The organism is Epilithonimonas zeae (genome assembly GCF_900141765.1).
Taxonomy (GTDB): Bacteria; Bacteroidota; Bacteroidia; order Flavobacteriales; family Weeksellaceae; genus Epilithonimonas; species Epilithonimonas zeae.
The window spans coordinates 568,394-583,054 of the sequence record NZ_FSRK01000002.1 but is presented as its reverse complement, the minus strand read 5'-3'; the positions used below and the strand labels follow the sequence as shown (position 1 = coordinate 583,054).

The following is a 14,661-nucleotide window of genomic DNA, read 5'->3' as shown; positions in this document are numbered from 1 at the left end:
GGGACTTTTTTTATTTCAATTCAATAGGATTATTTCGGCTTTTGATTTCAGCCTCCATTCGTTTTTGTCTTTCCTGCATTTCTTTTGGGTCCATTCCTGGTCGGTTTCCGCCACCTCGCCCACCAGTATTTCTTTGAGCATTCACAAAACTTGCCGGGTCTTTTTGCATTTTCTTCTCCATATCGGTATATTTAGATTTGGAAAGCGTGATAATTTGCCCTCGGTTCAAAGGTTGATATATATCTGCAATCTTCTTAGTTTGCATCAAATCGAAGGAATAATCGCCTTTTGCATCCTGAACTTTTACAATCAAACCTGGTAAACCATAGAATTTGTAAGGTCCATCCTGAAAAGGAATTTCTTGTGTGAACCAAGCGTACCAAGTCCTGCCACCAAATTTTGTTTCTGCTTTTTGCGTTTGATAATCTCCAATTTTCACAGTTTCTGGTAAGATTTTCCATTCAAAAACGGGTGTTTCCGGATAAGAATAATTATCTCTACCAATTCTTGATTTATAAACCAAGCTTTGATTAGTAAGATCCTTTTCTATAGTAAATTGGAGATTGCTTCTCAAATTCTGCATTTGTTCTCTGTCAAAATTTTTGGTTGCACGCATCCTTTCCATCAAAGAATCTCTTTTCATAGAATTTTCTGCATAGAACACAGATTTTTTTCCATCTGTATCCAGATAAGCCAACTCCGTCTTTTTCTCAACATTAGTAGAATCAGGAGATAATGTTGCCTGATAAACAAAGCGTGTATTTTGTTGCGCCATAAGCAATGGCATTGCACATACGCTTAATATTTTTAATAATTTCATATTAATATTTGTTACTTAGTTCAATTGGATTGGAGTTTCCGAAATTTATCGTAGAAGCGTTATTTCCACCTGAGTTCCCTTGTGAATTGCCCATCTGTATATCAGCTTGTCCGTTTCCTACTTCGTTACCTGGCGTTCCACCATTCATTCCTTGTCCGGGTTGACCACCAAATCCGCTGTTCATTCCACCTCTTTGATGCATCCCTCTTCCACCACCTGGATTGAAATTATCCAAATCAATTTCCGAATCTTTACTCTTCGCCATTTCCATTTTTACAGAAGCCTTATCACCTTGGAAATTAATTCTTGTTGATTTTCTAGCGTCTGCTTTTATATCTTCCGTAAAAGTATTCGGAATTGATATTTTTTTAACAAAATTAAATTTGTAATCGCCTTTATCATCTTCCAGCTTCAAAATCAATCCTGGCAATCCTGATAGTTTGTAAGGCCCATCAGAGATTTTAATTTCCGGAGCAAACCAAGCCGTCCAAGTTCTTCCACCAAAATTTACAGTCGCTTTCTGAACTTTATAACCATTAAAATCCGAAGTCTGTTGAGAAACATCCCAATTCATTTTTCGGTCTTCCTGATAATAAACCTGTCTCGAGCCAATATTTTCTACAAGATTTATCGCTCTGTTTTCATAATTTTTCTTGATGAAATATTCGAAGAAAGTAGGTTGGATTGATTTTCCGTTAGCTAATTTTGGGAATTCCTGCTTATTCTTTTTTGATTTTTTCACATCCAGATTTCCCTGACTTTTCAAGACTGCGACCAAAGAATCTCTCAACAATTTGCTTTCACTGATGAATAACGATTGATTATTTTTCACATCCAGAAAAGTCGTCTCAACCTTCATATCTACAAGATTTATCGTATCAGGATTCACTTCCGTACGATAAACATATCTTTCGGTCTGGCTCATCATTTCTCCAAAAAAGAAAAACAGCATCATCAAAATAAAAATCTTCTTCATAAACTAATTGTTTGATTAACAAATCTCAGCAAAGTTAATTATAAGAACAATCAGAATTAATAATTGTTTCTTTTTTGATAAGAATTTAACATTAACAAACTGTATTTCATTATGAAACGAAATGATAAAGTCTATTTAAAATCGTTAAAATAGATGTCATCAATTTGAGATTGCGGAAATTAGTTCGTACTTTTGTAGACTAAAATCAGTCTAAATAAAAACAATGATACAAGTAAGCGATCAGGCAAAATCAAAAGCGGCTCAGTTGATGACTGAAGAAGGCTTCAACCCTGAGACCGACTATATAAGAGTGGGCGTAAAAAGTGGCGGATGTTCCGGACTAGAATACGTTTTGAAGTTTGATAATGTAAAAAATGAAACCGACCAAATCTTTGAAGATAATGGCGTACGTGTAATCATCGAGAAAAAATCGATTCTTTATCTTGCAGGTACAACTCTGGAATATTCAGGAGGTTTGAATGGAAAAGGTTTTATTTTTAATAATCCGAATGCTGCAAGAACTTGCGGTTGCGGAGAATCTTTTAGTTTATAAAATATGTCTAAATACACCGAAGACGACCTAAGAGTCGATCTCGAAAATCAAAAGTACGAATTCGGATTTGAAACGGATATCGAGTACGAAGATTTCCCGATTGGTCTGAATGAAGATATCGTGCGAGCAATTTCTGCAAAGAAAGAAGAACCGGAATGGATGACCGAATGGCGTCTAGAATCTTTCCGAATCTGGCTGAAAATGACAGAACCGGATTGGGCAAACATCAAGTATGAAAAACCTGATTTTCAAGCAATCAGATATTATGCTGCTCCAAAGGCAAAACCAGAATTGGCAAGTCTTGATGAAGTAGATCCAGAATTATTGGCAACTTTCGCAAAACTGGGAATCAATATCGAGGAACAAAAACGATTGGCGAATGTTGCTGTTGATATCGTAATAGATTCAGTATCGGTAAAGACGACTTTTCAAGAAACTTTGAGAGAGAAAGGTATTATCTTTTGTTCAATTTCCGAGGCAATCAAAGAACATCCAGAATTAGTAAAACAATATCTTGGAAAAGTTGTTCCAAGAGGCGATAATTTCTACGCTGCTTTGAACTCCGCAGTTTTTTCTGACGGAAGTTTCTGCTACATTCCAAAAGGTGTGAAGTGTCCGATGGAATTATCTACTTATTTCAGAATCAATCAATCTGGAACTGGTCAGTTCGAGAGAACTTTGGTAATTGCTGATGCGGGAAGCTATGTTTCATATTTGGAAGGTTGTACTGCTCCTTCGAGAGATGAAAATCAGCTCCACGCGGCTGTTGTCGAATTAATTGCAATGGACGATGCTGAAATCAAATACTCTACCGTTCAAAATTGGTATCCCGGAAATGAAGAAGGAAAAGGCGGTGTTTTCAATTTTGTGACGAAAAGAGGGCTTTGCGAAAGAAATGCAAAAATCTCCTGGACCCAGGTTGAAACAGGTTCCGCTGTGACTTGGAAATATCCGAGTTGTATCTTGAAAGGTGATAACTCGGTTGGTGAATTTTATTCGATTGCAGTTACCAATAATCATCAATATGCCGATACGGGAACAAAGATGATTCACATCGGGAAGAATACCAGATCAACCATTATCTCAAAAGGTATCTCTGCCGGAAAATCCAATAATTCTTATCGTGGTTTGGTAAAAGTAATGCCAACTGCAAAAGGAGCGAGAAACTTTTCTCAGTGTGATTCTTTGTTAATGGGTAATGAATGTGGTGCACACACTTTCCCTTACATCGAAATAAAAGATCCGACTGCACAATTGGAACACGAAGCAACGACTTCGAAAATCGGAGAAGACCAGATTTTTTACTGTAACCAAAGAGGAATCGACACAGAAAGAGCAATTGCCCTGATTGTCAACGGATTCAGCAAAGAAGTTTTGAATAAACTTCCAATGGAATTTGCTATTGAAGCTCAGAAATTACTTGAGATTTCCTTGGAAGGAAGTGTTGGATAAGGGTATGAAAAAAATTTTATATCTCTTTTTTGTAGTTTTCTTCACCATTGTGTATGCACAGGAGAAAAAGGAGTTTCAGCTTTCCAGCCATATTTTAGATATTACAGTCGGAAAACCTGTTGAGAATGTTGAAGTTCGACTCGAGAAGTTTGATGAGACTATCAATCAATGGATTGCCGTCAGTAAGAAACAAACTGATAAAAATGGTAGAATTGGAGACTTCCTACAAAAAGATAAAGATTCAAAAAGTAATTACGGAAAATATAAGTTGATATTCCTGACAGAGGAATATTATAAAAATAAAAACATAGAAAGCTTCTATCCATTTATTGAAGTGGTTTTTCAGATTAAAGATAATCAACATTACCACGTGCCAATCACCTTGTCACCTTTTGGATACTCAACATACAGAGGAAGCTAACATCAATCGTTTAAAGAAAAGTACAACTTAGAATGTTACAAATCAAAAACTTACACGCCAAAATTGAAGACGGCGACAAAGAAATTTTAAAAGGAATCAATCTTGAAATAAAACCAGGCGAAGTTCACGCTATTATGGGACCGAACGGCGCCGGAAAATCCACTCTTTCTTCTGTAATTGCAGGAAAAGAAGATTACGAAGTAACGGAAGGCGAAATTCTTTTCGAAGGAGAAGAAATCGGCGAAGATGCGCCTGAAGAAAGAGCTCATAAAGGAATTTTCCTTTCTTTTCAATATCCTGTAGAAATCCCTGGCGTTACCGTTACCAATTTCATCAAAGCCGCTCTTAACGAAACAAGAAAAGCAAATGGATTGGACGAAATGGGAGCCAAAGAGATGTTGGGATTAATTCGTGAAAACTCTGAGAAATTAGGCATAAGAAAAGATTTCCTTTCCCGTTCTTTGAACGAAGGTTTCTCCGGTGGTGAAAAGAAAAGAAACGAGATTTTCCAAATGATGATGTTGAATCCGAAATTGGCAATTCTTGACGAAACTGATTCAGGATTGGATATCGATGCGTTGAGAATCGTTGCTGATGGTGTTAACAAATTCAGAAGTGAGGGTAATGCAGTTTTGTTAATCACACATTATCAAAGACTTTTAAATTACATTCAGCCAGATTTCGTTCACGTTTTGGCAGATGGAAAAATCATTAAAACAGGTGACAAATCTCTTGCACTGGAACTGGAAGAAAAAGGTTACGATTGGTTGTTGAATTAATCAAATGGACAAAGTAAATTTAGCAGAAAAATTTCAGTTGTTTTCAGAATACTGGTCGCCAAAAATAGTAGGAGAGCTTAATGGGCAACAAGTAAAGCTGGCAAAATTCAAAGGCGAATTTGTCTGGCATAAACACGATAATGAAGACGAAATGTTTTTTATTGCTGAAGGAACTTTAAATATTGAATTTCGTGATAAAATAGTCACGCTGAACAAAGGAGAATTTTTAATCATTCCGAAAGGAATAGAGCACAAACCTATTGCAGAAAACGAGGTTTTGGTAATGTTGTTTGAACCTGCAACAACACTCAATACAGGAAATACAGAAAGCGACTTGACCAAACATCAGTTGAATTGGATATAAATAAAAAATGAGTTTACAAGAACAAATTATAAATAATCACACTTCATTTTTAGAAACGCTTCGTCATTCTTTTTTGAATGACGAAAGAAAAACCGCTCTTCAGAAATTTGAGCAAAAAGGTTTTCCAACCAAAAAAGATGAAGAATACAAATACACGAATCTGAAGGAAATCACGGAAAAAGATTACAATTTTTTCCCTTCAGAAGCTCATCATATTACCAAAGAGCAATTGGACGAATTGCATTTGGGCGAGGAACATTTTGACTGGATTGTGTTTATCAATGGGAAACTTCACAAAGAATATTCTAACATTTCGATTGAAAATGCAGAATTCCTGACGCTGAATGAAGCTCTAAGTGATTCAGCAAAAAGGGAAACTTTTAATCAATATTTCAATACGATTGCAAACAAAGATTTAGCTTTCACAAACTTGAATCTGGCTTATTTCAACGAAGGATTTTTTCTGAAAGTACCTAAAAACATCGTTATTGAAAAACCGATTCACGTTTTTTATATCTCTGACAGTCAGAAAGAAAACACATTCTACAACACAAGAAACCTATTGATTGTAGAAGCTGGCGCAAAAGTAGAAGTGATTGAAAGTCATCATAATTTCGATGAATCTTTCGTTTTCACAAACTCTGTGACGGAGATTTTCGCTTACCAAAATGCAAAAGCAGATTGGCACAAATTACAGAACGACAGCGACACATCTTACCTTGTGGATCACACATTTGCAAAGCAGGAAAGAGACAGTTTAACGACTGTGAATACGTTCTCCTTCGGAGGAAAATTGGTTCGTAACAATCTGGATTTCATTCACAACGGAGAGAATATCAACTCGTTTATGAACGGTATTACGATTATCGGGAAAGACCAATTGGTAGATCACCACACGGCTGTTCATCACAACACGCCAAACTGCGAATCTTACCAGAATTACAAAGGGATTTTCAAAGATAAATCACACGGCGTTTTCAATGGAAAAGTGTTCGTAAACAAGATTGCTCAGAAAACCAACGCTTATCAGCAGAACAACAATATTTTGTTAGATGAGGGCGCAACTATCGATACAAAACCTCAGCTGGAAATTTTTGCAGACGATGTAAAATGTTCGCACGGTTGTACTGTTGGACAGTTGAATGAGGATGCGATGTTCTACCTTAGAGCTCGTGGAATTTCCAAGAAGGAAGCAAGAGCATTGCTGCTTTACGCTTTCGCCAACGATGCGATGCAAAACATCGACATCGAGCCACTCAAAGTAAAAGTTTCCAAACTTCTGGCAGAAAAACTGGAAGTTCAAATGGAATTCTAAAACTTCAACATAAACAATCTAAATCCCGAAATTTTCCGGGATTTTTTATTTTTGGGCGACAATTTCCGTCTTCCGCTCCCAATTGTCACTCTGAGGCTCTCGAAGAGTACGTTCAAGCCGGGTCGCGGATTCAACATATTTTGAACATTTGTCTTTAAATTGTAAATTTGATTAAATTAGAATTTACAAAATCACAAATGAACTACGAAAAATTACAATTCAACCTCAACGCTTACAAAGAAACCGGCGAAATTCTAGATGGTGCAAGATTCCTCATCCACGAATTCGAATTGGATGATGAGAACTTTTTAGGATTTGGTTTTAGGGATGAATTAGAAAAGAACTCGATTTTATTAACTGCCAATGGAGAAATCGGAGATATGCAGGAAGTTTTGATTCCAAGAAATCTTTTCGACTTTGATTTGACTTTAGTTCTCAATATGCTCGCTCACGAGATGTTGCATGTTCGTCAGAAATCGCCAAAAATGATGATTCTGGACAAGAACGAACGCGAATGGCAGGCTTACTACGAAATGTTATTTCACACCAATTTTCCGCAGATTCCGGAGCTTTCCGACTACTACAAAAACTTCTTTGGTGAAAAAGCTTTGATTTATTATGGAAGAATGGGCGAAGGAAGTGAACTTCAATTAAAATATTTGGAGCAAAAACTCGAGGTTGAAAAGCTTTTGCAAGACATTAAAAATAAAGCTTGATATGAAAAGAATTTTATTTTTAGTACTGATAAATATATTCAGCTATTCTTTTTCACAAAGCCTAAAACAAGACTCAATCATAGAAAAATACACAAAAAAATGTGCTTATCAATTTCATTACTTATCTCAAGGTTGGGAAGATTGCATCAATGAAGGGATAAAAGCAGATTCAACAATTGCCATTTTTTGGCATCATAAAGCCCTTCCACTTTGGAAAACAAGAAAGTATGAACTGGCTTTAAAAAGTTATAATAAAGCCGTTTTGTATAATCGAAAAGAATATCTGGGAAGAAGAGGTTTTCTGAAATGTATTTTTATTAAAAATTATTCGGAAGCTTTGAAAGATTTTAATGATGTAACGAAAGAATTCGGAGACGGAATTCAGAATGATCATTCCTATGATTTTTATAAATCGATTTGCTATTTGCAACTCAATCAATATGATAAAGCTTTAAACTTGATGCAAATCGAAATTGAAAAAACAAAAAAACAAAGCGGAGAAGATTGGGTCTCAGCTCTTTGTTATTTTTACACTGGTGTTATTTATTATGAAAAAAGAGATTATAAAAAAGCGATTGAAGAGTTTGATAAAGCCTTAAAAGTTTACCCCAACTTTTCTGATGCAGAATATTATAAAGCTTTGAATCTCTACAAAATTGATAACGATTATACAAACTATCTGGAAAGCGCAAGATTAGCAAAAAGGGATTTTGATAAGGGTCTAACTTTTACTGAAGGAGATTCGCCTTATGAAAAATACCCTTACCAAGTGAATTGGTATATGATAAATCTTGATAATTAAACTTAAAACAATCTAAAAACGACAAAACCTGAAATATCCTGGGACGATTTTGAAAAAATAGACATTAGAGTTGGAACCATTATTTCTGTGAATGATTTTGAAAAAGCCAGAAATCCTTCTTATCAATTGGAAATCGATTTTGGAGATTTGGGCATTCGGAAATCTTCTGCTCAAATCACAGCTTTGTATTCGAAAGAAGAATTGATAGGAAAACAGATTCTTGCTGTTGTGAATTTCCCGAAGAAACAAATCGCCAATTTCTTCAGCGAATGTCTTGTTCTAGGAGTTTATGGCGACAATAAAAGTGAAGTGACTTTGTTGAGTCCGAGTTTGCCAGTGAAGAACGGATTGGAAGTCGGGTGAAATTTAGTTAAAATCAAAAATTTATTTGATATAAGTTTTCACTTCATCAAGAATATTGAAAATCAATTCCATTGGCAAATCCTCATCCATATCCAAAAGTAGGATTTTGAATTTCTTTCTACCTTCGGATAAAAGTTCGGGATAATCCACTCTGTCGCCGTGATAAAAGCTGAGATAATGCTTCTGATGCTGTTTGCTATAATAGAAATAGCAGAGCATTTTCTTTTTGTACTTCAAGAAAGGAAGTCCAAAACTGAACGTTTCGGTTATCAATTCATCGGAATTTAAAATCTTCTCTCGGATAAACAAAAGCGCACTTCTCGCAGGTTCATCAATCCGATAAAAATATTCCTGAACTGGATTCATTAGTCAAAATTCTGAAGCTCAACCAGCTTTCTATAAGTGCCGTCTTGTTCCATCAATTCCTGATGAGAGCCTTGCTCTATGATGTCACCTTTTTCCATTACAACAATATGATCAGCCTTCTGAATAGTTGATAATCTGTGAGCAATAACCAAAGATGTTCTGTTCTCCATCATTTTTTCCAATGCGTCCTGAACATATCTTTCAGACTCTGTATCCAAAGCAGAAGTTGCTTCATCAAGAATCATAATTGGTGGATTTTTCAGCACAGCTCTGGCGATGGAAACACGTTGCTTTTGTCCGCCAGAAAGTTTGTTTCCGTCGTCGCCGATATTGGTATCATAACCTTCCGGAAGTTGAGAGATAAAATCGTGAGCATTGGCAATCTTCGCAGCTTCAATCACTTGTGCTTCTGTTGCATTTGGATTACCCATCAAAATATTATTGTAAACCGAATCATTGAAAAGAACTGACTCCTGAGTTACCATTCCCAGAAGTTTTCGATAATCTGTTAGTTTTAGATTTTTGATGTTGTGACCGTCGATTAAAATTTCGCCTTCGGAAACGTCATAGAATCTTGCTAATAGATTAGCAATCGTAGTTTTTCCACTTCCGGATTGTCCAACTAAAGCAACTGTTTTTCCTTTTGGCAAAGTAATCGAAACGTTTTTTAGAATTAGATTTGATTTCTCGTAATAGAAACCAATATTTTTAAATTCAATTTTATCATTTAGCTCAGAAATAGGTGTTGGATTCAGGATTTCATCAACCTTCAAATCGTAATCTAAAACTTCGGAAACCCTTTCTAAACTCGCCATTCCACCCTGGATTGCAGAAATAGCATTTGACAATCTTTTCGCAGGATCCAAAACCTGAAAAAATACAGCTATGAATGCAAGGAAAGTCGCGGGATCCTTATTGGTTCCATTAATGATCTCTGTTCCGGCGTACCAAGTGATGAGCAACATCGTTACAGATCCAAGAAATTCACTCATTGGAGAAGCCAATTCACGTCTTCTGCTCATAGAAATGGCGTGATGTTGCCATTGGTCTGTTGTTTTATTAAATCTGTTTTTCAGGATTTTATCCGCATTAAAAATCTTGATGACCTTTGAAGATTTTAAAGTTTCATCAACCAAAGAGAAGAGATTTCCTAATTCTTCCTGTGCAAATTTGGCCTGTTTTTTCAGACTTTTTCCTACCCAAGAGATGATCCAGCCCATAATTGGGAAAACGATTAATGAAAATAAAGTCAGTTTCGGAGATAAAAGGAATAATGCTGTCAATGACGAAATAATCATAAAAGGCGAATTCACAATATCGACCAAAGACCCCATAATTCCACCCTCTACAGCGCCAATGTCATTGGATATTCGTGACATCATATCACCCTTTCTCTGTTCTGTAAAAAACGAGACTGGTAGTTTCAGAAATTTATCATACATCAAGGTTCGAAGATCTCTGGTAATTCCAACACGATAGTTGACCAATAGATAAGACCCCAGATATCTAAAAATATTCCTCAATAAAAACGCAACTGCAGTAATGCAACAAAGAACGGCTAAAACTTTAATACCGCCGTGCTTATCCATATTAATCTGAATTGTATAATATGCCAAGTCTTTGACATAGCCAAAATAATCTGCAATTCTGCCACTCCAAACAGGCACTTTTGACGTGTCGATTTTGTCAGAAGTTCCGAACATCACGCTGAGAATTGGCAATAAAGTACCAATAGAAGCAATCTGAAGAAGAGAATAAAGAATATTGAAAAACATACTGCCCCACAAAAATCTTTGATGTGGTTTGGCAATACTGATAATACGTTGAAATGGTTTCATTCAAAAAAATTGGAAATGCAAAATTACGGAAAATAAATAGCTTAGCTTATCAAGACGTTAGAAATCGTATTTTACTTTGTCGTTGTATTTTGGTGTGAAGTTTTTGGTATTCAGTTTCTCGATTGTTTTTGCTAAATTGTTGATGATGCTCGTCAAATTATCGGCATCCACAATATTAATATCATCATTCACAGCGTGATAGTGCACTGCTTTGTTCATATCAACAGTTGAGATTGAGTGCGCAATGATTTTCTTTTTAACGAAATTCACATTGTCCGAACGGTAAAACAACTGCTGACCTTGATATGGGTCTGGATAAACTTTCAAACCGTTGACTGCGTTATTATTAATCAATTCATCAAAATCTGAAAACTCGTCGCCCGTCATAAAAACTGCATTCTTACCAAATTGAGATTCCGTTGCCAACATTTCAAAATTGAAAAGTGCTTTGATATTACTGAAAACTGGATTCAATTTTTCATTTTCAGCCAAAGCTTTCGAACCAATCAATCCAATTTCTTCTGCATTGAAAGCCATAAAAACCATAGAAAAATCAGTTTTTTTATCTTTAAAATAATCCGCCAAACCGATTACTGTAGCTACTCCACTCGCATCGTCATCTGCCCCATTGTAGATATTATCGCCTTCTTTGTTATTGGTTCCGATATGGTCAAAATGAGCTGAATAAGCTAAACTCTGTTCCGATTTTCCTTTCTTGATACCGCAGACATTATAACCTTTTTTGTCTTTATACTCAAATGGAATCAAGTAAGAATCTCCAAAACAGTAATCCAGATTATTTTTTTTGAATTCCGAAGCGATGTACTCTGCCGCTTTATCATTTTCTAATGTTCCGAATTTCCTACCTTTCATCTCGTCTGAAGCTAAAGTCGAAACAATGTTTACAACCCTTTCTTTGGAAATATTCTGAGCAAAAGACAGAAACGATTGAGCAATTAAAACAATGGAGATTACTTTTTTCATAGTTAAATTGATTTATTAAGAATTATAAGTACCATAATTATACTTTTTGTTACTAATGCTCTAAAGTTAAAGATATAATTCTTACCAATAAAAAACAGCTTCCAAAAGGAAGCTGTTCTCACTCAAAAAAATCGTCGTAAGCCTATCGAAGTCTGTCCACAGATTTTACGAGCCTCTCATCTTTTCTAATGTAAACATTTGCCAAAAGCAAACATATCATCGAAATAAACGGGAAAATTGGCTCAATACCCTTCTCAGGAAACTGAATTCCTCCGGATAAATTTAGTAACCAGTAAATCAAAAGACCAACCAACAAAGCGTTTATAATAAGACTGATGTTATTCAGCAATATTTGTCTTTTTCTGTTTTTGAAACTAAAAATACTCAACACTCCGAATAATATTAAAATTACCGTGGAAGCATTGATTGTCAAATATCTTCCAAGGATATCAAAATCTTGTGCGGTAATATTAAGGAAAACGCTTCCCAAAACAGCTAAAAATATCCAGACAGATTGTATTCTTTGTAACATATTTATTATAAATCCTTTATAAAAAAGGTTAAAATAGATTGCAAAAATAAAATAATTTTTGCGTAATTCAAAAATTAATGTAGATTTGCATTGTAATCACTCAATAAAAATGATAACCTCCTGGTTTTCATTCTTACTTATACACAAATAAAAATTACCTTTTACGTATTTATATGTTTAATATTGAAACGCTACGGTCAAAATCCGATGAGGAATTGGCTCAACTTTCTAAAGATTTAGGCGTTAAATTGGCAAAGAAAAGCTCTCCGGAAGACACTGTTTTCGCAATTCTGGACTATCAGGCTTCTAATCCAAAAATCATTAAAGATTATCTTAACGCTACTCAAGAGAATATGACGAAAAAAACAGAAGAGAATTCTACGGAAAATGCAGCTCCTGCAAAGAAAAGAGGCAGGAAGCCGGCAGAGAAACCGAAAGAAGAAAACTCAGTTCCAGCAGAAACTCCTGTTATTGCTGTCACAGAGGAAGCTCCTGCAACGGTTGTGAAGGAAGAAGCGAAAGCTCCAAATCCTCCAAAGAAAAAGACACCTAGAGCGAGAATCACTCCAGTGCAGACAGAAGAACAAGTTTCAACAACTCCAGTTTCTATAGACGAAACTTCTCCAAAGATTGATGAAAAGCCTGAGCAAGAGGAAAGAAAGCCTCAACAAAAGCAACAGCCTAAGCAGCAAAACAATCAGCAGCATCAGCAAAAGACCAATAACAACAGAGGTCAGCAAAAAACACAAAACCCCAATTCTCAACAACACAACAATCATAAAGAACAATCCGAAGCACAACAGCCAGAAGCTCCAGCTCCAAAGAAGGAATTTAACTTTGATGGAATTGTAACGATAGAAGGTGTTTTGGAAATTCTTCCGGATAACTACGGATTCCTACGTTCTTCAGATTTCAGTTATATTTCTTCTCCAGACGACGTTTATGTTTCTACTAATCAAATCAGAAATTATGGTTTGAAGACCGGAGACACCGTAAAAGGAATCGTGAGATTGCCAAAAGAAGGCGAAAAATATTTCTCGCTTCAGAAACCTACAGAAGTTAACGGAAGAGATTTAGCTTTTATCAAAGACAGAGTTGCTTTTGAATATCTGACACCGCTTTTCCCTCAGGAAAAATTCAATCTGGCTGGTAAAAACGCTACTCTTTCTACAAGAATCGTGGATTTGTTTGCGCCAATCGGAAAAGGACAAAGAGCAATGATTGTTGCACAGCCGAAAACCGGTAAAACAATTTTACTGAAAGATATCGCTAACGCCATTTCTGCCAATCATCCGGAAGCTTATATGATGGTTCTTCTAATCGATGAAAGACCAGAGGAAGTTACGGATATGCAAAGAAGTGTGAATGCAGAAGTTATTGCTTCTACATTTGATGAAGCGGCAGATAAGCACGTAAAAGTGGCAAATTTGGTTTTATCAAAAGCGCAAAGAATGGTAGAATGCGGTCACGATGTTGTGATTCTTTTGGATTCTATCACACGTTTGGCAAGAGCATACAACACTGTAACACCGGCTTCTGGGAAAATTCTTTCCGGAGGTGTGGATGCCAACGCTCTTCACAAACCAAAACGTTTCTTTGGAGCGGCGAGAAAAATTGAAAATGGAGGTTCTTTGACAATTATCGCAACTGCTTTGATTGATACAGGTTCCAAAATGGACGAAGTTATCTTCGAAGAGTTCAAAGGAACCGGAAATATGGAATTGCAATTGGATAGAAAGATTGCTAATAAACGTATTTATCCAGCTGTAGATTTAGTGGCTTCCAGTACAAGAAGAGATGACCTTTTGATGGACGAAGCGACGCAGCAACGTATGTGGATTATGAGAAAATATCTGGCCGATATGAATCCCTTGGAAGCGATGGAATTTGTTCAAAAACAAATCAAAGGCACCAGAAACAATGAAGAATTCCTGATGTCTATGAACAGATAATTTTTTCAGATTAAATAAAAAAAGCTCGGCTCGCAATTGCGAGCCGTAACTTTAGTATTACCAAGGTAATAAATTTATCTTAAGCGACGAAGACATCTTCTACATCTGCTTTTCTGCTTAGAACAGCGTGAGCATAAGAGCAATGGGCTTTGATCGTCCATCCATTTTTTCTGGCAAATTCTACCGACTTCTCTACCAAAGTTTTTCCCAATCCTTTGCCTTCGAATTTTGGAAAAACCATAACATAACTCACGATTAATTTTTTAAGTTCAGGAACAATAGTATAGGTCAACCTTCCGATCTCTTCCTGATTATTTTTCATTGTAATAAAACCACCATTCCCAGATTTTTTATTTTCGAAAAGAAGCTCCATAAAAATTTGTTTTGAAGTTATTAGCTAAAATTATTCCAAAAAATTGAATTGACAA

At 35.9% G+C, this 14,661-nt stretch carries 17 protein-coding genes; 10 read left to right on the top strand and 7 right to left on the bottom strand.

The genetic code is table 11. The annotated features are described in order from the left end of the window. Positions 1-10: 10 nt before the first annotated feature. Together BUR19_RS14460 and BUR19_RS14455 are read right to left on the bottom strand one after the other, a co-directional pair. Positions 11-820: a GLPGLI family protein gene (locus BUR19_RS14460; protein ID WP_074236154.1), complete on the bottom strand. Its 810-nt coding sequence runs from the start codon at positions 818-820 to the stop codon at positions 11-13. Position 821: 1 nt separating this feature from the next. After that, the gene (locus tag BUR19_RS14455; protein ID WP_074236153.1) at positions 822-1,796 is read right to left on the bottom strand and encodes a GLPGLI family protein; all 975 of its coding nucleotides are present in this window, start codon (positions 1,794-1,796) and stop codon (positions 822-824) included. Between the two features lie 223 nt (positions 1,797-2,019). On the opposite strand from BUR19_RS14455, the gene BUR19_RS14450 reads away from it, so the two are divergent. From BUR19_RS14450 to BUR19_RS14410, 9 genes are all read left to right on the top strand, one after another. After that, positions 2,020-2,349, top strand: a complete 330-nt coding sequence (locus BUR19_RS14450; RefSeq protein WP_074236152.1) for a HesB/IscA family protein — start codon at positions 2,020-2,022, stop codon at positions 2,347-2,349. Positions 2,350-2,352: 3 nt separating this feature from the next. After that, positions 2,353-3,801, top strand: coding sequence for a Fe-S cluster assembly protein SufB (gene sufB, locus BUR19_RS14445; protein ID WP_074236151.1), 1,449 nt, complete (start codon positions 2,353-2,355; stop codon positions 3,799-3,801). A gap of 4 nt (positions 3,802-3,805) precedes the next feature. After that, positions 3,806-4,222 carry a hydroxyisourate hydrolase gene (gene uraH, locus BUR19_RS14440; RefSeq protein ID WP_074236505.1) on the top strand — a complete coding sequence of 139 codons (417 nt, stop codon included), beginning with the start codon at positions 3,806-3,808 and terminating at the stop codon, positions 4,220-4,222. 32 nt (positions 4,223-4,254) lie between these two features. Continuing rightward, the gene (gene sufC / locus BUR19_RS14435) at positions 4,255-5,001 is read left to right on the top strand and encodes a Fe-S cluster assembly ATPase SufC (RefSeq protein WP_074236150.1); all 747 of its coding nucleotides are present in this window, start codon (positions 4,255-4,257) and stop codon (positions 4,999-5,001) included. A 4-nt stretch (positions 5,002-5,005) separates the two neighbouring features. Next, a complete protein-coding gene (locus BUR19_RS14430) occupies positions 5,006-5,365 on the top strand; it encodes a cupin domain-containing protein (RefSeq protein WP_074236149.1) in 360 nt (119 codons plus the stop codon). 7 nt (positions 5,366-5,372) lie between these two features. Continuing rightward, positions 5,373-6,680 carry a Fe-S cluster assembly protein SufD gene (gene sufD, locus BUR19_RS14425; protein ID WP_074236148.1) on the top strand — a complete coding sequence of 436 codons (1,308 nt, stop codon included), beginning with the start codon at positions 5,373-5,375 and terminating at the stop codon, positions 6,678-6,680. A 197-nt stretch (positions 6,681-6,877) separates the two neighbouring features. Then, the gene (locus BUR19_RS14420) at positions 6,878-7,396 is read left to right on the top strand and encodes a hypothetical protein (RefSeq protein WP_074236147.1); all 519 of its coding nucleotides are present in this window, start codon (positions 6,878-6,880) and stop codon (positions 7,394-7,396) included. A 1-nt stretch (position 7,397) separates the two neighbouring features. Next, positions 7,398-8,198 (top strand): tetratricopeptide repeat protein, encoded by an 801-nt coding sequence (locus BUR19_RS14415; RefSeq protein ID WP_074236146.1) that lies wholly within the window; start codon positions 7,398-7,400, stop codon positions 8,196-8,198. A gap of 33 nt (positions 8,199-8,231) precedes the next feature. After that, positions 8,232-8,561, top strand: a complete 330-nt coding sequence (locus tag BUR19_RS14410; RefSeq protein WP_074236145.1) for a tRNA-binding protein — start codon at positions 8,232-8,234, stop codon at positions 8,559-8,561. A 21-nt stretch (positions 8,562-8,582) separates the two neighbouring features. Here the strand turns inward: BUR19_RS14410 and BUR19_RS14405 are convergent, their stop codons facing one another. The 4 genes from BUR19_RS14405 to BUR19_RS14390 form a co-directional block, all read right to left on the bottom strand. Continuing rightward, positions 8,583-8,927 carry a DUF1801 domain-containing protein gene (locus BUR19_RS14405; RefSeq protein WP_074236144.1) on the bottom strand — a complete coding sequence of 115 codons (345 nt, stop codon included), beginning with the start codon at positions 8,925-8,927 and terminating at the stop codon, positions 8,583-8,585. After that, positions 8,927-10,765 carry an ABC transporter ATP-binding protein gene (locus BUR19_RS14400; RefSeq protein WP_074236143.1) on the bottom strand — a complete coding sequence of 613 codons (1,839 nt, stop codon included), beginning with the start codon at positions 10,763-10,765 and terminating at the stop codon, positions 8,927-8,929. Before BUR19_RS14400 ends, BUR19_RS14405 begins: the two co-directional genes overlap by 1 nt. 57 nt (positions 10,766-10,822) lie before the next feature. Then, positions 10,823-11,749 (bottom strand): M28 family peptidase, encoded by a 927-nt coding sequence (locus tag BUR19_RS14395; RefSeq protein ID WP_074236142.1) that lies wholly within the window; start codon positions 11,747-11,749, stop codon positions 10,823-10,825. A 142-nt stretch (positions 11,750-11,891) separates the two neighbouring features. Further along, positions 11,892-12,281, bottom strand: a complete 390-nt coding sequence (locus tag BUR19_RS14390) for a DUF4293 family protein (RefSeq protein WP_074236141.1) — start codon at positions 12,279-12,281, stop codon at positions 11,892-11,894. Positions 12,282-12,454: 173 nt separating this feature from the next. Here BUR19_RS14390 and rho point away from each other — a divergent pair, with 173 nt between their 5' ends. Then, complete coding sequence (gene rho, locus BUR19_RS14385; RefSeq protein WP_074236140.1) at positions 12,455-14,233, top strand: transcription termination factor Rho; 1,779 nt, start codon at positions 12,455-12,457, stop codon at positions 14,231-14,233. Positions 14,234-14,312: 79 nt separating this feature from the next. On the opposite strand, the gene BUR19_RS14380 is transcribed toward rho, so the two are convergent. Beyond that, positions 14,313-14,606, bottom strand: coding sequence for a GNAT family N-acetyltransferase (locus tag BUR19_RS14380; RefSeq protein WP_074236139.1), 294 nt, complete (start codon positions 14,604-14,606; stop codon positions 14,313-14,315). Positions 14,607-14,661 lie beyond the last annotated feature (55 nt).